We start from the raw sequence: 24,065 nt of genomic DNA on the forward strand, positions 1-24,065 counted from the left end.
TATCCCCTTGATACAAAAAGGAATAATAATTTAGCCAAAGGGCTTGACGGTACAGGGTCTCATCACTAATATACGCCCCCACAGTTCAGGTGTTCCTCGATAGCTCAGTTGGTAGAGCAGTAGACTGTTAATCTATTGGTCGCTGGTTCGAGTCCAGCTCGAGGAGCCAAATATCTGATCTGTAAATCGGTTTTCCTCGATAGCTCAGTTGGTAGAGCAGTAGACTGTTAATCTATTGGTCGCTGGTTCGAGTCCAGCTCGAGGAGCCACCGAAGTCGGAGTGTAGCGCAGTTTGGTAGCGCATCTGGTTTGGGACCAGAGGGTCGGGGGTTCGAATCCCTCCACTCCGACCATCCTTATATTATCCCGGTTTTCCCGCATATTACCTTCGTCATAAATCTGTATACTGGCCGCCTCTTAAGGAGGAGCCGATACCATGACGGACGTTTTATCCATTACCGCACCGATTTTCATCATCATTGGCTTTGGTTATCTGGCGGTCAAATCCGGCCTGATGCCACGGGAAGCGATGCCCTTGTTGGGGCGATTTGTACTCTATTTCACTTTGCCCGCCCTGATTTTCGGCACTCTGTCGCAGATGCAGGTAAGCGAAGTTATCCAGTTTGACTTCCTGACCATTTATGCCATTGGCTCCCTTGGCGCACTGCTGGGCGGTATAGCCCTTAACCGGCTTATTTTCAATACCGATCTGGCCGAGGCCAGTGTTCGCGGCATGGGAATGTCAGCATCCAACAGCGCCTTTATTGGCTACCCCGTTTTACTGCAGGTATTTGGTTCAGCCCCCACCCAGCCTTTCACCATGGCACTGCTGGTGGAAAACATCCTGATTTTGCCGCTGGCCCTTATTCTGATCGAGTATGGCAAGCGCGATACCGGTACTGGCGAGCCTTTGTTACAGGTTTGGCGCCGCATTTTCATGCGCATTTTGCGCAGCCCCTTGATCATTGCCATTCTGGCCGGCCTGATCTGTGCCAGCCTGCAGCTGTCGATACCGTCCGCGCTGGACCGCAGCCTGGAGATGCTGGCCATGGCTTCAGTGGGCACAGCGCTGTTTGTAATCGGCGGCTCTCTGGTCGGCACGCGCGTCAATGACAGCCTTGGCAGTATCAGCCTGGTCGCTGCAGGCAAGCTTCTGCTACACCCATTGCTGATGCTGTTGCTGGTTATGCTCTGGCGCGACTTTGATCCGCAGCTTGAAAAGGCTGTCATACTCGCCGCAGCGATGCCGATGCTGAGCGTATTCCCGATCATAGGCGGCAACTACGGGTATGGTCGTCAGTGCGCAGGTATGTTGCTGGTCACCACCGCACTTTCCTTTATTACCCTGACCCTCATTCTGGCGTTGATGGGGTAATGGTTTTATGCAGTGGTAATATGAACACTCACATCCAGCCCGATTGCTGCACAGGTTTTTATTGTTCATGAATGTTCTTGTTGTTGGTTATGTTTGGCCCGAGCCTGCTTCCAGTGCCGCAGGCTACCGCATGCTGGCCCTGCTCGATGCCTTCCGGGATCAAGGCTGGACAGTGACTTTTGCCAGTCCTGCTGAAAAAAGCATCCACCGCGCCAACCTGCCCGCTCGCGGTATCAACGAAGTCAACATCGCACTGAACTGCTCCAGCTTTGATGATTTCATCCGTGTCCTGCAGCCCGACCTGGTGATGTTTGATCGTTTCATGATGGAGGAGCAATTCGGCTGGCGGGTGGAAAAACACTGCCCCGAGGCCATTCGTCTGCTGGATACCGAAGACCTTTCCTGCCTGCGCCATGCACGTCACCAGGCCTGTAAACACAGCGGTGAAGTCAGCCTGACGGTCGGCCCTGACCTGCTGTTCTCGGATCATGCCAAACGCGAGGTTGCCGCCATTTTGCGCAGTGATCTGACGCTTATGATTTCCCGGGCCGAAATCGAGCTGCTGACGTCAACATTCAAGGTCGACCCTGCCCTGCTTCACTACAGCCCTTTCATGCTGCCACCTCTAAACAGAAAAGAAACGGAGCAGCTGCCAACCTTCGAGCAGCGAGAACACTTTCTGGCCATCGGCAACTTCCGTCACGCCCCTAACTGGGACGCCGTCCTGTGGCTCAAACAATCCATCTGGCCACTTGTTCGTCAACAGTTGCCGCAGGCCGAGCTGCATATATATGGCGCCTACCCTCCCCCAAAGGCAACGGCACTGCACAATCCGAAACAGGGCTTTCTGGTAAAGGGCTGGGCAGAAGACGCCCATGAAGTGATGCGCAAGGCGCGGATTAACCTGGCGCCACTGCGCTTTGGCGCAGGCCTGAAAGGCAAACTGGTAGACGCTCTGGCCTGTGGCACACCCTCTGTGACTACATCTGTAGGTGCCGAAGGAATGGCTGATACTGATACCTGGCCGGCACCTGTAGCAGATGATGCCGAAGCGTTTTCGACTACCGCCGTTGCATTATACCGGGATGCGCCACAATGGAGAGCATGCCAGCAGCAAGGCTTTGAGCTACACGACCGCCACTTTCAGTTCCAGCGCCATGCCGATGCGCTGATATCACGCCTCAACCTACTCAGAGCCGACCTTGAACAGCACCGACTGGACAATTTTACCGGTGCCATGCTGCGTCACCATACTCTGAAAAGCACTCAATATATGGCACAGTGGATCGAAGCCAAACAGCGCAAGTGAGCCCACATGATTGATATCCAGGATGTAACCGTTTACCAGCAACAGACACCGGTATTACAGCACTTCTCCCTACGGGTGGAGCGCGGTGAGCGCGTCGCCATTCTCGGCCCGAACGGAGCCGGCAAGAGCACATTGCTCAAACTGATCAGCCGCGAACTATACCCCGTGGTGCGCGACGGCAGCCATGTGCGGCTCTACGGCAGCGAAAGCGTCAACCTGTGGGAGTTGCGCAGCCGTATTGGTTTCGTCTCGCATGAATTGCAAGAGGATTACACACCCTATACCCGCTCTCTGGATGTCATCCTGTCCGGGTTGTTCGGCGCGATCGGGCAGCACGATCACCTGCAGGCCTCTGATGAGCAGCGTCAAAGAGCCATCGGCCTGTTACAGCAGATCGGACTGATTGACCAGGAGCAGCAGATGTTTCAACGCCTCTCCACTGGCCAGAAACGTCGGTTGCTGCTGGCCAGAGCACTGATTCATCAACCCGAAGCTCTGATTCTGGACGAGCCAGCAAACGGCCTCGATATGGGCGCCGCAGCACTTATGCTAAGACAGATGCGACAATTTTGTCAGCAGAATGGCTCCATGCTGATCGCAACCCACCATGTGGACGAGATTATTCCTGAAATTGAGCGCGTGGTATTGCTGTCACAAGGTACAGTGGTTGCGGACGGCCCGAAAGAAGAAGTACTGACTGGCGCCAATCTTTCAGCGCTGTACCAAACACCGTTGGAGATCAGCGAACAAAATGGCTGGTACCGGCTCTGGCATTGTTGATGGCATTATGTATTAATAAAATCTAATATACATGCAAAACTGATGCATAACCTTGCAGGAGCTTCAAATGAAAACAGCCCATGATTTGGTAATGGCCGCCAAGGAAAATATCACCGAAGTCAGCGTCGAACATGCTGACGAAGCCATTAGAGCCGCCGATCTTCTGGTTGATGTGCGCGAGCCGGATGAATACCAGAGCGGCCATCTTTCAGGTGCCATCAACATTCCACGCGGCCTGCTGGAATTCAAGTTCAGCAACGACGAGTCGCTCAACGCTCGCGATCTCAATATCGTCATCTATTGCAAGAACAGCGGTCGCGCAGCCCTCAGCGCCAAAAGTCTGGCTGAGATGGGATACCTGCACGTTACCTCCATCACCGGTGGTATTGAGGCTTGGCAGGCCGCTGACAAACCCGTTGTTACGCCCACTCTTCCCGAGTTTGACTGAACAGCCGCTCGATCTCGTTACAGACGTACTCTGCCGGCAACCACTGCTCCAGTGAGCCGGCAGCATAATCGAGAAACCCCCTCGCAGCATGTGGCAGACGCCGGTCACGTCGAATAATGAAATGCCAGTGACTGTCGAGCGGAAACTGTTGCAACGGCAACACTTCAATGCCCAGGTGCTGGAGCGGCAGCACATGACGCGACACCACTGCCAGCCCCATGCCTGAGGCGACACCCACGCGAATCGCTTCATTACTGGCCATCTGCAGCGTATCGGATAACTGCACGCCCTGCGCATGCAGCCAGCTCTCGAACAGCATACGAGTGGCCGAGCCGGGTTCACGCAACAGGAACCGCTCATGCTTGAGATCATGAATGGACAACCGTTCCTTTTGCGCCAGCGGATGCTGTTGCGGGGCAATCATGACCAGTGGATTGCGCAAAAACCGTGCTGCAACAGCCTGCTCCAGTGCTGGCGGATGACTGAACACATAGACATCATCCAACTGTTGCTCAAAACGCTGCAGCAATTGCTGACGGTTACCAATCTCAAGTGTCAATTCAACCTCTGGAAACGCCTGACTGTAAGGACCAAGCAAACGCGGCAGCACATACTGTGCCGTGTTCACCAGTGCAATACTGAAACGCCCGCGATGACCACCTCGAAGTTCTGCCAGGTAATCGGCAAAATCCTCAAATCGACCGGTGACATCCTGAGCTGATCGGTATAATTCACGCCCCACATCGGTCAGCTCCAGCCCCTTGTTACCCGCCCTCAACAAGGGCTCACCCACCGTTTCGGTCAGCCTTTTAAGTTGCTGGGACACCGTCGGCTGACTAAGGTGAAGCTGCTGAGCCGCCGCCGTCACCGAGCCGGTGCGCACAACGGCCACGTATACTTCCAGCAGTCGAAACGTCAAATGCCTGAGCCGCACAAATACACCTGTATATAGATAATTATCTATACATAGTTCACCAAGAATTAATTAGATTCAATACCCTTTCAACGGCACAATTCGCGCCAGATTCAGAGACGGAGCCAATCATGCCTGATATTGTTGTGATGTTTTTTCTGCTCGGCGTTGTTGCCGGGCTGGTCAAATCCGACCTGACCATTCCCAAAGCCGCCTACGACACCCTCAGCCTGCTGCTGATGCTGACCATCGGCCTCAAGGGTGGCATGGGACTGCACGGCAACCTCAGCTGGCAACTGGTGCCTGAGATGATGCTGGTAATGGTGATCGGCGCACTGATCCCGCTGTTGCTGTTTCCCTTGCTGCGCAGGCTGATCGGTCTGTCGCTGGCCGACAGTGCCAGCATCAGCGCACATTACGGCTCGGTAAGTGCCGGTACCTTTGCCGTCGCGCTGGCCTTTGCCGAAACCCATCAGCTCCTGATCGGCCCGGAGGTTACACTCTACCTGGTACTGCTGGAGCTGCCCGCGATCATGGTGGGCTTGGCGCTATATCGCAAATTTGCCGCCGACAGCAACACCGGCTCACGCATCAGCCTGCTGCATGAGACTCTGACCAACCGAGGTGTCATCCTGCTGGCCGGTGGCGTGATCATCGGTTACCTCTATGGCCCGATGGAAGGTGCCTCGGTGACGGACCTGTTCACCAATGCCTTCAAGGCAGTGCTGGCGCTGTTCCTGCTGGAAATGGGTCTTACGGCAGCCGAAACCCTGCGCCCAATCCCGCTTAAGCACTGGCGCCTGCTGGCCTTTGCCTGCTGTGCACCTTTACTGCTGTCACTGTTTGGTCTGGGCGCAGCCATGGCGCTTGAGCTGCCGAGCGGCAGCGCCCTGATTCTGGCCAGCTTGACGGCAAGCGCCTCCTACATCGCGGCGCCGGCTGCTATCCGAGCCGCTATCCCGGAAGCCAATATTGGCCTGGCCATGCTGGCATCACTGGGCTTCACCTTCCCCTTCAACGTGATTATCGGTATCCCGCTATACCACCAGATGAGCCTGGCACTGCTGTGATATACAACCCGAAAGATCTGTGTAATGCTCTGAACATGAAGATAATCTGCTCAAGAGACAGACATGAAGGCTCTCTCTTCGCTCAAGGTGCTGGTCGTTGACGACCAGCCCATCATCGACGAATTCTGCCGTAAGGTGCTTGAGCACTTGGGTTGTGAGCAGGTTTACTCAGCCCTGAGCGGTCGCGAAGCGATCGAGATTCTGACCCGTGAGCCCTGCATCGATATGGTTCTCACGGATATCGACATGCAACCCGGGAATGGCCTTGAGCTTTTGCAGACAATTCGTTGCGGTGATATTCCCAAGGTACCGCGCGACCTCTGCGTTTTGATGTTTACCGATTACAACTATCGCAACAACGTGATGAACGCGGTAGGGCTGGACTGTAACGGCTTCGTCAGCAAACCACTCAGCGTAGCGCTGCTCAGTGACAAGATTGATGCCGCCCGACGCCGGAAAATCACCCTTGCTGATACCGCCGTATACCGCTCAATCCCGACAGGCGTGAATACGGCAGTCGGCGTCAACAAGCCTGCCGATGGTAGTCTGTATCCACGGCAATCCGCCGACTCCACTCATACGCCTGCACACGAACCTTCTACACCCGAACCAACAGTATCGACCACTCCAAACCCAGGCCCTTCACAGACACAGACGCCACCAGAAGAAAATGATGCCGACAGGTTCAGACAGGCCCTCACGGAACTGGTACCGAGCAACAGCAAAGACCCCTTTCTGCAACAGAAACAGCAGCAGTTGACTGACATCCTGCACCAGTTGGATGCCATACGCCGCGAAATCAGTTTCGGCAGCGACGATACAGCGGCACAGATTACCAATAGCCTGGAACAGATCAGTGCTGAGATGTTCGGACAAGAGTATCAACATCAGCGCGAGCATCACTTCAGCCATCTCTCAGCACACCAGGCCGAACATGGCATGATCCTGCAGCGCACGCAGATGCTGGCCAACAAGATTCGCCAGAACAAGAAACCCAAGGCCCTGTTGGCGCACCAGCAATTGCTGCAAGCCTGGTACCGCCACATTGCTGGCAAGGACCAGCAGTATGCTCGCTATCTGACAACACAAGGAACACACGGATGACAGACCACGGGCAAGACGGGCAACTGATGTTGCTGATCGCCAGCCTGGCAGCACTGATGTTCATGCTGTCCTCGGCGCTGCTGTTTCGGCTTTATCATGTATTGCGGCGCGAGCGTGACATCCACAGCGAACACATGGGGCTGGTTTTTGATAATACTGCAGAGGGCATTGTTCTCCTGCGTCATGGCCAAATACTGTGCATCAATCAAAGCGGAGCAACACTGCTGGGCCAAGACAGCGAGACATTGGCCGGCAAATCCCTGACCGAGTTGCTTGAGGCAGCTGATTCGGTCTCCATTGAGGCACTGCAAGGCCATCAGAACCATCAATTCAACGAACTCAAATGCCGCCACGGTAACGGTCGCCTGATTTTGCTTGAAGGCACCCTGTCACCCATTCGAACCGAGCGCCGCCACAAGCAACACTCGCCGACAGGGGTACTCATTTTTCGTGACGTATCCGACCGTTTGCAACAACAGGCACAGGAAGCACGCAACCACCTGGTTCTGGCAGCAGTCTCGCGGGTTAACAACAATTTCCTGCTGTACAAAGACCCCAAACGACGCTTTGGCGAGCTACTGGAAACACTCAAGGAGCTGACCGGCTCCCCCATGGGCTTTATCAGCGAGCGTATGGAGCAGGATGGAAAGCCATTCATGCGCTGTTACGCCATCACCAACCTGGCCTGGGACCAGTCCTCCCATAACCTGTATGTAGATAATATCGAGAAGGGCATCGATTTTCACAACCTCGACAACCTGTTCGGGCGTACCTTGTTAACCGGCGAAGTGGTCATTTCCAACCACCACGATCCGGTCCATCGCGCAGGCTCCTGCCCGGCCGGACACCCGGACCTGGACTCTTTTGTGGGCATTCCGCTCAAGTTTCGCGGTGAAGTGCTGGGCATGTATGGCCTGGCAAACCGGGCAGACGCCTACGATCAGGAGCTGGTGGAATGGCTCCGCCCTCTGACAGATGCCATTACCGGCATCATGTACGCCTTCCGCATTGAACGCGCCCAGCGAGAATCGGAGCGACGCATGCTGCAGGCCCGTGATGAAGCGGAGCATGCCAACCGTCTCAAAAGCGATTTTCTCGCTACCATGAGCCATGAAATTCGCACTCCGCTCAATGCTGTCGTCGGCATGCTGGACTCGCTGGAAGCAACCGAGCTGGATGACCGCCAAACCGGCTATGTGCAATCAGCATCCATTGCCGCCGACACCTTGCTGCGACTGATCAATGATGTACTCGACTTTTCCAAAATCGAGGCAGGCATGCTTACCCTGGTGCAGGAGCCATTCAACCTGTGCGAATCGATTCACTCAGTGTTGACCGCCACATCCGTCAACGCTGCGGCAAAAGGTCTTGATCTATACCTGAACTATGCACCCGACGTTCCCTTGAGCATCATCGGTGATCCAATACGTATGCGCCAGATTCTCAACAATCTGGTCAGCAACGCAGTCAAATTTACCGAGGCGGGCCATGTCATACTCACCGTCAGTCAACGTACTGTCGAAGCAACCGGCGAAGTACACCTGTTAATCAGTATTGAGGATACCGGCATCGGTATCGACAACCGCGACCTGACAATCATCTTTGAAGCCTTCCGTCAGATTGACCACTCCATTACCCGCCATTATCAAGGCACCGGGCTGGGACTTGCGATCACCCGCAATCTCGTCAATGCGATGCAGGGACGTATCGATGTAAAAAGCTCGCCGGGCACAGGCTCACGCTTCATTGTGGAGCTGCCGCTGCAGCCAGCCAACACTGCCACATTGCACACGCGGCTGGCAGAACTCAATCCATTGTCTCAGCAACAGCTGCTGTGTGTTACCAACTCTCATCAGCTGTTTGAATACCTGTACAGCCTGCTGAGCCCACACTTCGAGCAGTTCGACTGCCATTTTCGCCCTCTTGAAGAGGAGCCCCAGGCAGGCCAGTACTCCATGTTGCTGGTGGATGACCGCCGCTTCAAACTGGCTCCCGAGAGCTTGCGTGGGTGGATTCAGCAGCGAGGCGGCAACGGTGAATTGATCGGCCTGTCACAACGCGACCTGGCCCAGGCCTTTATCCCCGTCACAGCCCAGTTGCAACCACCGCTGTCACCGCTGCAACTGGTGGATACTCTGAGTCGAATTGTTCAGCCGGAAACAGCAACAGCCACAAGCGATACCGCCTTCGAGGAACCGGAGCACACTGCAGAGCCAATAACAGACGGGCTGTCGATCCTGATCGCGGAAGACCACCCGATCAACCAGAAAATGATGGAGATTCTGATGCAGCGTGCCGGTGCGACCTGGCAGCTGTGCAGTGATGGGCTTGAGGTGATTCAGGCAATGCAGTCAGATGCCCATTTCGACCTGATTCTGATGGATTTGCACATGCCTAACATGGATGGTTATGAAGCCACTCGCAGCATCCGAGACCTGCCCGGCCCGGAACGGAACATTCCGATTATTGCGGTCACCGCCGATGCACTGGCTGGTGATCGAGAGAAATGCCTGGCGGCCGGCATGAATGACTATCTGGCCAAGCCGGTTCGCCTTGCAGACTTGCAACAGGTGATCGCACGCACTATGGCGACCCATACAGACACCGCAACAGCCAATAGACCAGAACCGGAGGAGCCTGAGACGTTCGACAGTGACAACCTGGTTGAGCAGGTTGGTGATGCAGAGTCAGCCGCCTTACTGGTACGTGAGTTTGCCAACACGTTGCGTGCCGAGCTGCAGATTCTGCAGCAGGCGCTGGATGCGGACGACCTGGAAGCGGCACGCTCAGCCTCACACCGAATTAAGGGTAGTGCTCGCACCATCGGCTGTAATCTCCTGGCCGCGCAGCTGCAGCAGATCGAAACTGCCTGCCGCAGCGAGAACAAGCCAGGCGCCAGCAAAGCCATGACGGACGTCATGAAACAGCTCCCAGACCTGCTGGAGCAGCTGAACAGCTTCAGTGAAGCCAACACTCTGCTCTGATTATAACCGCGGTTCCGACATGAAACGCTGCAGCACACGGTATAGCCCGTGTGCATCCGCACTTCCCGCCAGTTCACGGATCGAGTGCATGGCAAACTGAGGCACGCCGACATCCAGCGTGCGCACGCCCAGCTCTCCGGCCGTGATTGGCCCGATGGTACTGCCGCAAGCCATATCGGAGCGCACCACAAAACTCTGCACCGGCACCCCTGCCTGAGCCGCCAGGTGCCGGAAGATTGAACTGGTTTCGCTGTTGGTCGCGTAGCGCTGGTTGGCATTGATCTTGATAACCGGCCCACGATTGAGCAGCGGGCCGTGGTTATCATCGTGCCGATCGGCAAAGTTGGGATGCACACCATGAGCATTATCGGCTGATATCAACATGGACCGGGCCAGTGCGCGATTGCGGTTGTCCACATCCGGCATAAGGCGCTCCAACCACTGCGCCAGCATCGGCCCCTGCGCACCACATGCACTAAGACTGCCAACCTCTTCATGATCATTGCAGACCAACACCTGCCCCGCACCTGCAGCCGGGGTATCCAGCAGGGCCTGCAGACCAATGTAACAACTGAGCAGATTATCCAGTCGCGCAGAGGTCAGAAATTCCTGCTCAAGCCCAATCAGCGCAGCGCCCTGGGTATCATAGAGGCACAACTCATAGTCCAGCACCTGAGCCAGATTCCCCGTACCTTCGCGCATCAACCAATCAGCCAGCAGCTGACGAAAATCCGGCTTCTCATCTGTTTGCCCCATCAGCACCGGCAGGAAGGTCTGCGCATTGATGGTGCGGCTGGAATTGGCTTCTCGATCAAGATGAATGGCAAGGCTCGGCACCACCGCGATCGGGCGGCGCAGATCCAGAAGCGTGCTGCAGACATCACCATCTTCACTGCGATAGGTCACACGCCCCGCCAGTGACAGATCGCGGTCAAACCAGGGGTTGAGCAAAACCCCGCCATAGACTTCAACGCCAAGCTGGAAGTAGCCCTTGCGGTGCAGCTCCGGATTCGGCTTGACCTTCAAACAGGGGGAGTCGGTATGCGCCCCAACAAGACGCCACCCCTGATTAACGGCGGCCTCCTGCTCAGGATGACGCCAGGCGATGATTGAAGATCCATTGCGACGGATAAAGTAACCCTCTCCCGACTCCGGACGCCAGCGCTCAGCTTCGCTCATTTCACGAAAACCGGCCTTGAGCAGGCGCTGCACCATCTGTTCCACAGCATGAAAGGGTGTGGTTGCCTGATCCAGAAAGCGGATCAGGTCCTGATTGAATTCAGTTTGCTGTTTCATTGCGCGCCCTCAGCCTTGATCACCTCTATCAGTTCCACCCGAAAAATCAGCGTAGAGTTGGCCGGAATATCCGGGGATGGGCTGGTAGCACCGTATGCCAGCTCGGGGGGCAGATAGATCATCGCTTCACCGCCTTCCTGCATCAGCATAAGTCCTTCACGCCAGCCTCGGATCACCTGATTCAGTGGGAAGGTAGCCGGTTTTTCCCGCGCGTAGGAGCTGTCGAATACCCCCCCGTCCACTCGCGTACCCTCATAGTGAACCACCACCGTATCACGTGCGGTAGGGCTGGCCCCGTTACCCTTGCGCAGATGTTCGATCTGCAGCCCAGAATCGGTGACGCTGACCGTTTCGCGCTCGCGATTGCTGGCCAGAAATTCATTACCGGCCTTGCGGGTTTCATCGTTCAGCGCCTTGTCGATCAGCTCCTGACGAAAGCGTTCTTTTTCCGGGTCTTCACCGCACCCGGCCAGCAGGCCGGCAAACGCCAACGTCACGACCAGAGATTTCCAGATCTGCATCCTCACACTCTCCGTACATACAGGTGTAAAGCAATGATTTTACATTACCCAGCTCCATGACTACACTCACAAAGCTGTAGCTGACGGAACTCGGAGCCCAGAGTGCCTGTCACAGAAGGAGCCACCGCCTGATTCAGGTGTTTTTCAGCGGTGGAGCTCAGCTCCAGCCACATGATCCGGAGATCCGCCTCTCATGCTCAAGCCTCATTTTCTGACACTCGTCACGGCACTGACACTCACGCTGGGCATCGCCCCTGCACAAGCCAATCTTGCCCCCGAGCCCATCCATACTCAAACGATGCTGGATGTCGTGACATCGCTGCAGCAGGGGCACTACAACCGGATCGATATTGACGACCAGCTGTCTGAAGCCGTACTGGATCAGTATTTGGCGACTCTTGACCCTGAACGCAGTCACTTCCTGGCCAGTGACATTCAACAGTTTGAGCAGTGGCGCCACCTGCTCGATGATCAAATTCTGCAGGGCGAGACTGAAGCTGCATTCGAGATTTTCAACCGTTATCAAGAGCGACGTTTGCAGCGGTTGAATTACATGATCAGCACCCTGGAAGACGAAAGCAACACCTGGGATTTCAACCGTGACGACGTGCTGGAAGGTGATCGCTCAGAGGCAGAGTGGATCAAAACCGATGCAGAACTGCAGCAGCTCTGGCGCAAGCAGTTGAAAAGCTCATTGCTGAGCCTGAAGCTGGCCGATAAAACCACCGAAGAAGCACAGGAAGTTCTGCTGCGACGCTACCAGAACCAGAAACAGCGCACCGACCAGGCCAAAAGTGACGATGTATTTGAAAGTTTCGTCAATGCCCTGACGCATGAATTTGACCCCCACACCCAGTACTTTTCCCCGCAAGGGTCCGAGAACTTCCAGATCAACATGAGTCTTTCTCTGGAAGGTATCGGTGCTGTATTGCAGTCGGAAAACGACCAGACCAAGGTCGTACGACTGGTACCGGCCGGTCCCGCTGACAAAACCGGCCAGCTGAAGCCCGCTGACATCATCGTGGGTGTCGGACAGGGTGAAGACGGTGCCATTGAAGATGTGGTGGGTATGCGCCTGGATGATGTTGTCAGCAAGATTCGCGGTCCCAAGGGCACATTGGTGCGCCTGGAGGTGATCCCCGCCGATGCAGTCGATCGTCAAGCCCGCAAAGTCATAAGGATCGAACGCAACAAGGTAAAACTCGAAGAGCAGGCTGCCCGCAAGCGAGTACTGGAGCTTAACCGTGACGGCAAGGAGTTCAAGCTCGGCGTCATCGAAATACCGACATTTTACATCGACTTTGAAGCCCTGCAGAAGGGTGATCCCGACTACAAAAGCACCACACGTGACGTGGAAAAGCTTATCCATGAGCTGCGTGAAGAAAAGATTGACGGCCTGATAGTCGATCTTCGCAACAACGGCGGCGGCTCGCTGCGTGAAGCCAACGAGCTGGTAGGTCTTTTCATCCAGCGCGGCCCCACCGTTCAGATTCGCGATGCCTCCGGTCGCGTTGACATTTTGGGTGACTTCGATCCGAAGGTAGCCTGGGATGGTCCCATGGCCGTTATCGTCAACCGCCTGAGTGCTTCTGCCTCCGAAATTTTCGCCGGCGCCATACAGGATTACAACCGAGGCATTCTCATTGGCAACCGCACCTTTGGCAAGGGTACCGTCCAGACCCTGCAGCCGATCGAACACGGCCAGGTAAAACTGACCCACGCCAAGTTTTACCGCATCTCCGGCGACAGTACCCAGCACCGCGGAGTAGAGCCTGATATTCACCTCCCTTCTCTGTACACGGTTGAAGACATTGGAGAAAGCGCACTGGACAAGGCGCTGCCCTGGGACCAGGTACGCCCGGTTCGACATGGTCGCTTCCCCAGCCTGTCACCCTTTATGCAGCAACTGTTGGAAAGACATCAGGCCCGTACCGAAGCCGATCCGGATTTTATCTTCATGCGCAAACAGGTAGAGCACCTGGAAAAACAGAAGAAAATCACCCATATCACACTCAACCAAGACACGCTGCAACAGGAGCGAGAGACCAACGAGAACTGGCTGCTGAGCGTTGAGAACGAACGTCGCGCCGGCCTTGGGCTGCCGCCTGTGAAGACCCTGGCCGAAGTTGATGATACGCTGCCCAAAGATGAGCAGGGACGCCCAATCAATCCCGAGTCAGAAGCGATTCTGGCCGAGAGCGGTGAAGTTCTGCTCGACTTGATTGACCTGACTCTAAGCCACACAGCCGCCCTGCCGGACCACATATCGAACCGAAAGGCGATGGAGTAAACGCATGAAGCTGGGCAAGGTGAGTATTCTGCTGTTGGTACTGGTGCCAATGTTGCTGGCAATCGCCGCGGTCGCAAGCTACTTTGCCTACCAGAAAATGCAGTCCCAGCATGAAGTGAATTTGGCGGACCTGGAAAAGTTTGGCTACGAAATGGTCCCCAGCAACACGTACACTGAAAGCACAGGCGCTCTGGGCGCCCAGCAGCTTCCGGCCACCTTTACCGAGAAAAAACTCACCCCCACAGAGCGCGTGATCCGCGGCCTTATGCAGGATAAGGAGAACCTGCTGGCCGAGCAGGATACTCTCAAAAGCGAAATTGATGCGCTGAAACAGCAGATCACTGAGTTGCAGGAATACAAACGCCTGAACCAGCACTTTGCTCCCGAAACCTTCGAAGATGAACTGGCCCGAACCAAGACTCAGCTCAAGGCCATTCTGGCGCGGATGCCCGAAGCCGATCAGTTCAGCAATGTTCGTCTTGAGATCATGGCCGCCGCCGGCATGCAGGAGTACCGGCGTTTTGTCAGCACCAACCGCCTGATGCTGGAGCAGCCTCAGCGCGGCAAAATTGTCAGCGAGCACCTGCCCGCTTTTGCCTTCTGCGTTGGAAGCGCCACAGAACTTGCCGCGAACAGCCGCGCTGAAGAACGCCTGCTGATCGACTGGTTCAACCAACCCGACGACACCACACTGCCAACAGCCCTGGACGAAGACCTGGCCAAACTGCTTCCCACCTGCCAAAAGCCTCTGCGCGAACAGCTTGAAGCTTCACTTCCCGAGATCATTGCCGGATAAATACTGGGCAGCCACTGGCAAAAGCCAGCCACCCTCTGTATAATTTTGCAACTTTATATTTTCCCATTTCGCGGACACATCGCCAGCCCAGTGTCCGCCGAGATGGTTATCGCTAACCGACCCTGTATAGCTGGCATACAGGCTGGAAAGCTGCCACACACCTAACCGGCAGCGACAATATAGGATACTTTCATGAGCGAAAGCTTTGCTGATCTGTTTGAAGAATCCCTGCAAGACATTGCCATGACCCCCGGCACCCTCGTTATGGGTGAAGTTGTCGACATCGACAGCGACTGGGTTACAGTCAACGCTGGTCTGAAATCCGAAGCCGTTATCCCCCGTTCACAGTTCCTGAACGACAACAACGAGCTGGAAATTCAGGTTGGTGATTCCGTCAAGGTTGCACTGGAAGCGGTTGAAGACGGCTTCGGTGAAACCCGCCTGTCCCGTGAAAAAGCCAAGCGCGCTGAAGCCTGGGAAGTTCTGCAGAAGAAATTCGACGCAGAAGAGACTGTTAAAGGCTACATCTCCGGCAAGGTCAAGGGCGGCTTCACTGTCAGCATCAACAACATTCAGGGCTTCCTGCCGGGCTCCCTGGTTGATGTTCGTCCGGTGCGTGATGTTGACCACCTGGAAGGCAAAGAGCTTGACTTCAAACTGATCAAGCTGGATCCGAAGCGCAACAACATCGTTGTTTCTCGTCGTGCCGTTCTGCAGGAAGCCAACAGCGCTCAGCGCGAAGAGCTTCTGGCCACCCTGGAAGAGGGTCAGATCGCCAAGGGTTACGTCAAGAACCTCACCAACTACGGTGCGTTCATCGATCTGGGTGGTGTTGACGGCCTGCTGCACATCACTGACATGGCGTGGAAGCGCATCTCTCACCCGAGCGAAATGCTGAACCCGGGCGATGAGATCTCTGTCAAGATCATCAAGTTCGACAAGGAAACCAACCGTATCTCCCTCGGCCTGAAACAGCTGAGCGAAGATCCGTGGGATGACATCAAGGATCGTTACCCGGCCGGTACCAAGGTTGCTGCACGCGTCACCAACCTGACCGACTACGGCTGCTTCGCCTCCATCGAAGATGGTGTTGAAGGCCTGGTACACGTATCTGAAATGTCCTGGACCAACAAAAACATCCACCCGTCCAAGATCGTTAACATCGGCGACGAAGTGGAAGTGATGATCCTGGACGTTGACGAAGAGCGTCGTCGTATCTCCCTGGGTATCAAGCAGTGCACCATCAACCCGTGGATCTCCTTCTCCGAGCAGCACGCTGCCGGCGACAAGGTCAGCGGCACCATCAAGACCATCACTGACTTCGGTATCTTCGTAGGTCTGGATAACGATCTTGACGGTCTGGTTCACATGTCCGACATCTCTTGGGAAGCCGATCCTGAAACTGCACTGCGTCAGTTCAAGAAAGGTGACGAAGTTGAAGCCGTCATCCTGTCTATCGACGCCGAGAAAGAGCGCATCTCTCTGGGCATCAAGCAGCTGGAAAGCGATCCGTTCGCTGAATACCTGGCCGCTAACGACAAGGGAACCATCGTAACCGGTACCGTGAAGAGCGTTGAGCCGAAAGCTGCTGTTATCGAGCTGGCTGAAGGCATCGAAGGCACTCTGAAAGTATCCGAGATCGCTGCTGAGCGCATCGACGATGCCACTACGGCACTCAAGGTAGGCGAAACTGTTGAAGCCAAGATCACAGCTGTTGACCGTCGCAACCGCGTCATCAACCTGTCGATCCGCGCCAAAGATCAGGCTGAAGAGAAAGCAGCCATCAGTGCAGTTCGCAACCAGGAAGTTGAAGTTCCGGGGCCGACCACTATCGGTGATCTGATCAAGCAGCAGATGGCCAACCAGAACAACTGATTTTCCTCTTCAGTTGCAACACTAAGGGGCGCCCATGGCGCCCCTTTTTTTGTCTGTACCTTTCAGATCAAACAGCTCGGGTCACTGCCCTGAGCCACAAGCCCCGCGGCTCAGTAATCCTCATCCAGTACAAAGTCGATCAGCTGATCATCACTGATCTCGTTATCACGCACTTCATACACGCTCAATACCGATGAGTTGGCATGAATCACTGACTTGCGCTCACCCGTCAGCAACGGGTGCCAGTCCGGCAACTCCTGGCCTTCATGAATCAGCCGATAACTGCAACTGGGTGGCAGCCAGTCAAAACTCTCCACATCCTCGGGCTTGAGCTTGATGCAGCTGGGCACTAACTGACAGCGCTTTTCATACTCTGTGCAATGGCAGTCGTTCAGATCCAACAGATGACATACGACGGTGGTGTAAAAGACCTCCCGAGTATCCTCATCCTCCACCTTATGCAGACAGCACAACGCACACCCATCACAAAGGGACTCCCACTCTTGAGGGGTCATCTCCTTCAGGCCCTTGCGGCGCCAGAACACTTCCTGCGCCATACTCAGCGCACCCCGGTCTCGGGCCGGTTCTTGAACAGATCCAGCATATACTCCTCCTTCTGAGGCGGCATCTGCAGGTAGTACCCTCGACTGTCCAGATCATCCAGAAGCTTTGCCGTGCTTTCGACCCGTGCCAGCTTGCGGTTTGGCGTCATCGGCATATCCATGACGTGCACGGGCTGACCAAACATCTCCAGCAAAGCCTCGGGGACACGCTCCAACTGCTCGCGCTTGTCTACGTAAAGATACATCTCATCCTTGCGCGGACTCTTGAAGATACTCAAAATTATCATCATCAACTCGTTTCAAACTGTTCGATTCGATTCAACAGGGCATCGCCCACCAGTGGCTTGCGCCAGCCGGAAAGACTGGGTGGCAGGTGATAATGCCCCTCTGCATCACGTGAGCGTATGAGCGCATCAAGGTCTCGCTTGCGCAACAGTATTTCAGGCAAGAGATCATTCGCGCCTGCCGCCTGACGGCCAATTGACCGTAATTGCTTGAGCCGTTTGTTCCAGACATAGTGCAACGGGCGATCGATCTCGGCCGGCGGGTTTTGGCGGGCCGATTCAGGAGCGGCCGCGATTATTGCCATAATCGCCTGTCCGTACTCACGCATGATACGACCACGCTTGATAATGGCATCCAGATGCTGCTCGTTCTGAGGCATCCGTTCAGCGATTTCCAGCAGCATTTCGTTACGCAGCAGACGATTGCGAGACATATCGCGCTCACGGCAGGTTTGTTCCCGCCATGCACTGAGATCACGCAGCAAGGCACGTCGCACATCATCCAGATGCCATACCTGACTGAAGCGCTGAAAGTATGCTTGCGGGTCTGCTTCATCAGCCGCCATTACACTTGCACCAATGCTTTCGCACTCTTCCATTACCCAGCTCAGACGCCCTCGCGCCTCAAGCTGCTCGTGCTGCATCAGAGCCAGAACTGGCAAATAGGCCACATCCAGTGCCGCATAATGTTCCTGTTCAGCCGTAAGTGGACGCTGCAGCCAATCGGAGGTGGTCTCGCCCTTGCCCAGTTCAACCTCAAGCGCATACGCTACCAAGCGCTGCAGGCCCATACTGAACCCCCAGCCCGCAAAGGCGGCGCCCACCTGAGTATCATAGAGCGGCTGCGGCAGTACGCCGTAGCTATGGCGAAACAGCTCCATATCCTCATTACCGGCATGCAGAACCTTGAGCACATCTGGCGCACGCAGCACTTCTGCCAGCGGTGACATGTCCTCAACCTGAAGCGGGTCAATCAGATAACAGCCCTGGTCATCCGCTATCTGGATCAGGCCCGGTATGGGATAGAAGGTTTCGGTACGCATGAATTCGGTATCAAGCGCGATCAACGGCAACTGCAGCCACTGCTGGCAGTAATGCATCAGTGTTGCGGTATCGTTGATCCAGATCGGGCTGGCCGCAGCCTGTTGCAGCCGATGCCAGTCATAACGCTGCATCAATTCAGTCATCCTGACTCCGTTTCAGGGAGCGCCGCCCGGCGAAAGCATGGGCCAGCGTACCGCCGTCGACGAACTCAAGCTCGCCCCCGACCGGGACGCCATGGGCGATGCGGGTGATATTCACATTCAAGTCCTGCAGCTGTTCAGCAATGTAGTGAGCCGTTGCCTCCCCTTCTACCGTGGGGTTGGTTGCCAGTATCAGCTCACGCACCTCTCCGCTTTCTACCCGTTCAAACAGCTGATCAAGCCCCAGATCTTCCGGGCCAACCCCGTCAATGGGGGACAGATGCCCCTTAAGGACAAAATACACACCGTTGAACCCACCCGTTTGCTCTACAGCGATCAGGTCCACCGGTGACTCCAGTACGCAAATCAGCTGATGGTCACGGCTGTCATCCTCGCAGACAGGGCATAGCGTCTCTTCGGACAGGTTGCGACAACGTTGACATTCACCAACCTTTTCAGCCGCCTGCAGAAGGGACTCGGATAAGGTGCGCGCACCCTCCCGGTCACGCTCAAGCAGATGCAGTGCCATGCGTTGTGCCGATTTTGGCCCAACACCGGGCAATGCGCGCAGTGACGTTATCAGGTTTTGCAGTAAGGGACTGAAGCTCATGATCAGAACGGCATTTTGAAGCCCGGTGGCATACCCATGCCACTGGTGATTTTGGACATCTTGTCCTGAGTATTCTGTTCAACCTTGCGTACGGCGTCGTTGACAGCCGCGGCGATCAGATCTTCAAGAATTTCTTTCTCTTCTTCCATCAGGCTCTCATCAATCTGGACCGCCTTCACATCATGGCGACCGTTCATGGTGATGCGGACCAGACCGGCACCGGACTCACCCTGGACTTCAGCGCGCGCAATCTCTTCCTGCGCCTTCTGCATGTCTTCCTGCATTTTCTGGGCCTGTTTCATCAGGTTTCCCATGCCACCTTTCATCATGTTCAGACTCCTCTTCTAATATCAGTGTTCCGGGTCCAGCGGGCGGACCGACTCGGTTTCGATCCGTGCGCCAAATTGTTCGATCAACGTTTGTACCAACGGGTCGGCCTCAATTGCCTGCACCGCTTCTGCCTGACGTTCGGCACGCAGGCGCTCGATACGCTGAGCCGGGGTTTCGACTGTTTGCACCGCCTGCGTAAACTCAATCTGAACCTGTTCGCCCCGAACCGCTCTGATCGCGGTTCGAATACGCTCTCGGCGATCCTCGTTAAGCAATGCATCCTGCTCAGGCGTGTAGTGGAACAACATGCGACTGGAGTCGCCCAACTCCAGCGACAGATTGCGCGCCAGGCTTTCCACCATGCCACTAAGCCCCAGCTGCGGCAGCAGATCACACCAGTCACCATTGCCTGCAACGTAATCTGAGGCAGCCAGCACGGGCAAGGCCTCAGGCATCGGAGTCGGTGGCTCTGGAGTTGGAGTCCGCACCGGAGCCATCGGTTCCGCTTGTGCGGTACTTATCGAGGCAGGCTCCGGCCGGGCATCCACCTCAGCCGGGTCAGACTTTTTTGGCGAGTTCTCGGCCAGATCCGGCGGCAGGTCATCCCACGGAGGAATGTCCTCTGGCATCGGTGCAGACGGCGGCTCAGCGGGTGCCTGCGCGTTCGACTGTTGGCTGGGCTCAGCAGCGGCCATCGGCGCAACAGCTTCGGTGGCTGCAGGCGCAGCTGCCACGGCAGCGGCAGATTCCGACACAGGATCAGCTCCCTTCGCCTCAGTCGGGCTGAGCCCCTGCAGCGGCTCGCTGCCGGCCGGTCGGAACGCCAGCATACGCAGCAGCGTCATTTCGAGCCCTTCTCGTGGCTCAGGTACCAAAGGCATATCCTTGCGCCCCATCAGAGCAACCTGATAATACAGCTGAACCTCTTCCGGGCGCAGCAGGCGTGCCAGTTCCAGTACCTGCTCACGATCACCCAGGCTATTATCCACCGCGGCCGGCATCACCTGCGCCAGTGCAATGCGATGCAGCAGGCTGACCATATCCCCCAGCACCGTCAGGTAATCAGGCGAAAATTCTGACAGTTCACGCACTGCCTCCAGCACCTGTGCCGGCTGCTGCCGCGCAATCTGCTCAAGCATCCGGTACACCAGACGTTGGTCAATGGTGCCCAGCATGGTGCGCACATCTGCTTCGCGTACGCTGCCGGCACCAAAGGCAATCGCCTGATCGGTCAGGCTGAGCGCATCACGCATGGAACCATCAGCCGAACGTGCCAGCAGCCAGAGCGCTGCACTTTCAGACTCAATGCCCTCTTCTCCCAGCACAAAACCAAGGTGGTTTTGAATACGCTCGGCAGTGAGGTTTTTAAGATTGAACTGGAGGCAACGCGACAGCACCGTCATCGGCAGCTTTTGTGGATCGGTAGTCGCCAGCAGAAACTTCACATGCGGCGGCGGCTCTTCCAGCGTTTTCAACAGCGCATTGAACGAGCTGTTGGACAGCATGTGCACCTCGTCGATCAAGTACACCTTGAACCGACCATGTGTTGGTGAGTACTGCACGTTTTCGAGCAGTTCGCGCGTATCTTCAACTTTGGTGCGCGAGGCCGCGTCCACCTCAATCAGATCAACGAACCGACCCTCGGCAATCTCGACACAAGCACTGCATACGCCGCAAGGTTCGGAGGAGATGCCCTGTTCGCAGTTGAGCGATTTGGCAAACAGGCGCGCGATGGAGGTTTTACCCACCCCACGAGTACCGGTAAACAGGTAGGCATGGTGTAGCCGGTCATCATCCAGCGCATTGACCAGCGCTTTCAGAACATGTTCCTGGCCAACCATTTCCTTGAAACGTCTGGGGCGCCATTTTCGTGCCAGAACCTGATAGCTCATGCTGCCTCATTCATCCGGTCGGTTCATTCATGTATGGCTGCCGATATTACCACGCTTTACTGTTCAACGCCCCACTGCCGAAGCAGCTTGGCAGGGGTAGATGACAGCCATTTATACGTTGCACCATGCCTGAATCAGGTTAAAACTATACTCATTAATCAATTTACAGATGGAATCACCAGACAATGGCACAACAACAGAAGGTCAAGAAGATTGACCGAATCGACCGCAATATCCTGACGATACTGCAGCAAGAGGGGCGCATTTCCTATACCGAGCTTGCGGACCGGGTTGGGCTGTCCACAACGCCCTGCATGGAACGTGTCAAACGGCTCGAGCGGGACGGTTTTATTACGGGTTACCACGCCAGCGTCAATCCGCAAATGCTTAACTACAACCTGCTGGTATTTGTCGAGATTGCCCTTTCCTACCAGTCACCTGATGCATTTGAGCGCTTCAACCGGGCGGTCAGTACATTGCCCTATATTCTGGAGTGTCACCTGGTATCCGGCGATGCCGATTATCTGCTCAAGGCACGCCTGCATGACATGTCACAGTACCGCGAGTTACTGGGTGATATGCTGTTAACCCTGCCCGGCGTAAAAAACTCCAAATCCTATATCGTGATGGAGGAAGTGAAAGAGCAGACACAGCTTCCGGTTGATATAGGCAGTTAATTATTCCGTCATTAGCTGTCAATACAGAATAAAAAACCTTGTTGAGCCCCAAAAAGGCTCTAATATATTCCATGAAACGCATCCAACAATAACAATACCATCGGAGCGCAACATGACCCGACTCTATCGGCTTGATGCCGGCCCTCATCCTCCATGTCTGAATAACCATTCATATCGTCATCGTCTGAACCTTTACGGTGCACTGGGCACAACTGTAGCGCACACACTGTTGCTGCAGCCGAGATGTGAATGGACAACCTCCTTTTGAATCAGAAAGTATTTCTGTTTTAGAAACAGAAAACAGGTTTTTCTCACAAAACAATACGAAAAATGCCTGACTTGACCCCACTGCTGTCCCATAGTTTTTGATCATAAAGGGATCCTCATTTGAGGGTCCCTTTTTTCTGGCTTTAGTGGAGGAGGATTAAGCAGCGCCCAAAGGGGCATGCGTTCGAACAAGCTCACCTGAAGTGTTCGCATAATGCGTTGTACGCTCCAGCCTTGCCGAGCGCTGTGGCGAGCAAACGAGAGCAGTAGATAGCATATCATGGCGATCCAGATCTGCGTCAGCACAGCATTCTTACTGTTACCTAAAAATGCCTTTATCTTCAGGTTCTGCTTGAGTGCTTTGAAGAAGAGTTCCACCTGCCAACGATCCTTATAGATCGCCGCAATTGTCGTCGCGGCCAGCTTGAAGTTGTTGGTGATAAAGCGGAAGTGTTTACCGCTTTCCGGGCAGTTATACCCCACCAATCGAAGCGTGGGTGCGCCCTGTTTTTGCGCGTGCTGACTGCTCAACTCAATCACTTGATCGTACTCAACCGACGTTTCGGCACGTACTGGATTCGATTTCTGCACCTGATAAACAGCTTTGGGCTTCAGTCGTGTGACAAAGCTAACTTTTTGTTTTGTCAGCTCTCCATACCAGCGGTAATCAACATAGCCCTTATCAAAAGCCACGATACTGCCTGCCGGGAAGGTGAACTGGCGCCCCTGAATCAAATCGCCTTCCCGTCCATCACTGAGCGCAACGAACTCGGGAATTAAGCTGGCGTTGTTCAGGCCGGTATGCAGCTTTACACCGGCTTTTGACTGATGGATTTTTGCCCAGGGGAAAATATTCAATGACAGATCGATGGTGCTGGCATCGAGTGAATAAAGTGGATTTTTGAAGCGAAATTTATGCGCATTTGAACGCACAGAACAGCGCTGCAAAAGCTTATAAAAGATGGCCTCATAGAGCTCGGCAGGCTGCTGCTCATTGAGGCGGGCAAGGGTTGAGCGAGCAATCGGCTTGGCTCCGAGGTGGTAGAGTTTATGCCGCTGACTGGCGAGGCTAGACTCGATGTCGCGAAGACTTTGTCGGCCAGAAATCTGGGACATCGCAATGCCAATGAACTGATCCCAGCGTGAAGCTGAACGGAGCTTTTGCCCCACATGATGCTCACGGGCCGTTCGCTCAAAATCATGTCTGGACAAAGGCTGGAGCAACTGATGAAACGCGGTGTTATGATGAGACAAAGCCTGAATCCTTTGTGAGTAGAGTGTTTGGTCGCACTCTCATTTTACTCACTTGGATTCAGGCTTTCTCATTTGCTGCCATTTATGGGACAGCAGTGGACTTGACCCAGCCTTCACTTTAAGTGGCATGGGATCTGCTATAGCTTTGGGTACTTTCATGGCCCGAAACAATGCAATATGGCTCGGCAGTGAATTCAGGACTCAAACCTTGAAGTCGGTACCGACCACTTCAGGTTTACAACA

At 55.1% G+C, this 24,065-nt stretch carries 21 protein-coding genes and 3 tRNA genes; 14 read left to right on the forward strand and 10 right to left on the reverse strand.

From position 1 onward, the window contains the following. Nucleotides 1-93: 93 nt before the first annotated feature. From CFI10_RS13265 to CFI10_RS13295, 7 genes are all read left to right on the forward strand, one after another. Nucleotides 94-169: transfer RNA gene (locus CFI10_RS13265), tRNA-Asn, on the forward strand. 24 nt (nt 170-193) lie between these two features. Further along, nucleotides 194-269, forward strand: a tRNA-Asn gene (locus tag CFI10_RS13270). Nucleotides 270-276: 7 nt separating this feature from the next. Continuing rightward, nucleotides 277-353, forward strand: a tRNA-Pro gene (locus CFI10_RS13275). A gap of 83 nt (nt 354-436) precedes the next feature. Next, nucleotides 437-1,375 (forward strand): AEC family transporter, encoded by a 939-nt coding sequence (locus CFI10_RS13280; protein ID WP_206835173.1) that lies wholly within the window; start codon nt 437-439, stop codon nt 1,373-1,375. A gap of 67 nt (nt 1,376-1,442) precedes the next feature. After that, nucleotides 1,443-2,684, forward strand: a complete 1,242-nt coding sequence (locus tag CFI10_RS13285; RefSeq protein ID WP_206835174.1) for a glycosyltransferase — start codon at nt 1,443-1,445, stop codon at nt 2,682-2,684. 6 nt (nt 2,685-2,690) lie between these two features. Further along, nucleotides 2,691-3,464, forward strand: coding sequence for an ABC transporter ATP-binding protein (locus CFI10_RS13290; protein WP_206835176.1), 774 nt, complete (start codon nt 2,691-2,693; stop codon nt 3,462-3,464). A gap of 67 nt (nt 3,465-3,531) precedes the next feature. Further along, a complete protein-coding gene (locus tag CFI10_RS13295) occupies nt 3,532-3,912 on the forward strand; it encodes a rhodanese-like domain-containing protein (protein WP_206835178.1) in 381 nt (126 codons plus the stop codon). On the opposite strand, the gene CFI10_RS13300 is transcribed toward CFI10_RS13295, so the two are convergent. Further along, nucleotides 3,884-4,846 carry a LysR family transcriptional regulator gene (locus tag CFI10_RS13300; protein WP_206835180.1) on the reverse strand — a complete coding sequence of 321 codons (963 nt, stop codon included), beginning with the start codon at nt 4,844-4,846 and terminating at the stop codon, nt 3,884-3,886. The genes CFI10_RS13295 and CFI10_RS13300 overlap by 29 nt on opposite strands. 110 nt (nt 4,847-4,956) lie before the next feature. Here CFI10_RS13300 and CFI10_RS13305 point away from each other — a divergent pair, with 110 nt between their 5' ends. The 3 genes from CFI10_RS13305 (at nt 4,957) to CFI10_RS13315 (ending at nt 9,983) form a co-directional block, all read left to right on the forward strand. After that, complete coding sequence (locus CFI10_RS13305) at nt 4,957-5,895, forward strand: sodium-dependent bicarbonate transport family permease (RefSeq protein ID WP_206835184.1); 939 nt, start codon at nt 4,957-4,959, stop codon at nt 5,893-5,895. 63 nt (nt 5,896-5,958) lie between these two features. Beyond that, the gene (locus CFI10_RS13310; RefSeq protein ID WP_206835187.1) at nt 5,959-6,999 is read left to right on the forward strand and encodes a response regulator; all 1,041 of its coding nucleotides are present in this window, start codon (nt 5,959-5,961) and stop codon (nt 6,997-6,999) included. Beyond that, nucleotides 6,996-9,983 (forward strand): ATP-binding protein, encoded by a 2,988-nt coding sequence (locus tag CFI10_RS13315; RefSeq protein WP_206835189.1) that lies wholly within the window; start codon nt 6,996-6,998, stop codon nt 9,981-9,983. Before CFI10_RS13310 ends, CFI10_RS13315 begins: the two co-directional genes overlap by 4 nt. Here the strand turns inward: CFI10_RS13315 and CFI10_RS13320 are convergent, their stop codons facing one another. Both CFI10_RS13320 and bamJ read right to left on the reverse strand, forming a co-directional pair. Continuing rightward, a complete protein-coding gene (locus tag CFI10_RS13320) occupies nt 9,984-11,279 on the reverse strand; it encodes a M18 family aminopeptidase (RefSeq protein ID WP_206835194.1) in 1,296 nt (431 codons plus the stop codon). Next, complete coding sequence (bamJ, locus tag CFI10_RS13325) at nt 11,276-11,800, reverse strand: BamJ family beta-barrel-assembly machinery protein (protein ID WP_206835196.1); 525 nt, start codon at nt 11,798-11,800, stop codon at nt 11,276-11,278. Before bamJ ends, CFI10_RS13320 begins: the two co-directional genes overlap by 4 nt. Nucleotides 11,801-11,993: 193 nt before the next feature. Between bamJ and CFI10_RS13330 the strand changes: the two genes are divergently transcribed. The 3 genes from CFI10_RS13330 (at nt 11,994) to rpsA (ending at nt 16,761) form a co-directional block, all read left to right on the forward strand. Beyond that, nucleotides 11,994-14,090 (forward strand): carboxy terminal-processing peptidase, encoded by a 2,097-nt coding sequence (locus CFI10_RS13330; protein WP_206835197.1) that lies wholly within the window; start codon nt 11,994-11,996, stop codon nt 14,088-14,090. 4 nt (nt 14,091-14,094) lie between these two features. Beyond that, the gene (locus CFI10_RS13335; protein WP_206835199.1) at nt 14,095-14,886 is read left to right on the forward strand and encodes a hypothetical protein; all 792 of its coding nucleotides are present in this window, start codon (nt 14,095-14,097) and stop codon (nt 14,884-14,886) included. Nucleotides 14,887-15,078: 192 nt separating this feature from the next. Next, nucleotides 15,079-16,761 (forward strand): 30S ribosomal protein S1, encoded by a 1,683-nt coding sequence (gene rpsA / locus CFI10_RS13340; RefSeq protein WP_206835201.1) that lies wholly within the window; start codon nt 15,079-15,081, stop codon nt 16,759-16,761. 110 nt (nt 16,762-16,871) lie between these two features. Here the strand turns inward: rpsA and CFI10_RS13345 are convergent, their stop codons facing one another. The 6 genes from CFI10_RS13345 to dnaX are packed head-to-tail and all read right to left on the reverse strand — an operon-like array spanning nt 16,872 to nt 21,624. Beyond that, the gene (locus CFI10_RS13345) at nt 16,872-17,318 is read right to left on the reverse strand and encodes a YcgN family cysteine cluster protein (RefSeq protein WP_091824990.1); all 447 of its coding nucleotides are present in this window, start codon (nt 17,316-17,318) and stop codon (nt 16,872-16,874) included. Between the two features lie 2 nt (nt 17,319-17,320). Continuing rightward, nucleotides 17,321-17,611, reverse strand: a complete 291-nt coding sequence (locus CFI10_RS13350) for a YcgL domain-containing protein (protein ID WP_091824987.1) — start codon at nt 17,609-17,611, stop codon at nt 17,321-17,323. 2 nt (nt 17,612-17,613) lie between these two features. Further along, complete coding sequence (rnd, locus tag CFI10_RS13355) at nt 17,614-18,795, reverse strand: ribonuclease D (protein WP_206835203.1); 1,182 nt, start codon at nt 18,793-18,795, stop codon at nt 17,614-17,616. Further along, complete coding sequence (gene recR, locus CFI10_RS13360) at nt 18,788-19,402, reverse strand: recombination mediator RecR (protein ID WP_091824982.1); 615 nt, start codon at nt 19,400-19,402, stop codon at nt 18,788-18,790. The genes rnd and recR overlap by 8 nt, the downstream gene beginning before the upstream one ends. A gap of 2 nt (nt 19,403-19,404) precedes the next feature. Then, nucleotides 19,405-19,731: a YbaB/EbfC family nucleoid-associated protein gene (locus tag CFI10_RS13365; RefSeq protein WP_091824979.1), complete on the reverse strand. Its 327-nt coding sequence runs from the start codon at nt 19,729-19,731 to the stop codon at nt 19,405-19,407. A gap of 21 nt (nt 19,732-19,752) precedes the next feature. Further along, complete coding sequence (dnaX, locus tag CFI10_RS13370; protein ID WP_206835205.1) at nt 19,753-21,624, reverse strand: DNA polymerase III subunit gamma/tau; 1,872 nt, start codon at nt 21,622-21,624, stop codon at nt 19,753-19,755. A gap of 185 nt (nt 21,625-21,809) precedes the next feature. Here dnaX and CFI10_RS13375 point away from each other — a divergent pair, with 185 nt between their 5' ends. Continuing rightward, the gene (locus tag CFI10_RS13375; RefSeq protein ID WP_091824973.1) at nt 21,810-22,301 is read left to right on the forward strand and encodes an Lrp/AsnC ligand binding domain-containing protein; all 492 of its coding nucleotides are present in this window, start codon (nt 21,810-21,812) and stop codon (nt 22,299-22,301) included. A gap of 369 nt (nt 22,302-22,670) precedes the next feature. Here CFI10_RS13375 and CFI10_RS13380 read toward each other — a convergent pair whose 3' ends face one another. Then, nucleotides 22,671-23,822: an IS4 family transposase gene (locus CFI10_RS13380; RefSeq protein WP_206835208.1), complete on the reverse strand. Its 1,152-nt coding sequence runs from the start codon at nt 23,820-23,822 to the stop codon at nt 22,671-22,673. Nucleotides 23,823-24,065 lie beyond the last annotated feature (243 nt).

The sequence above is a fragment of the Marinobacterium iners genome (assembly GCF_017310015.1).
Lineage (GTDB): Bacteria > Pseudomonadota > Gammaproteobacteria > Pseudomonadales > Balneatricaceae > Marinobacterium > Marinobacterium iners.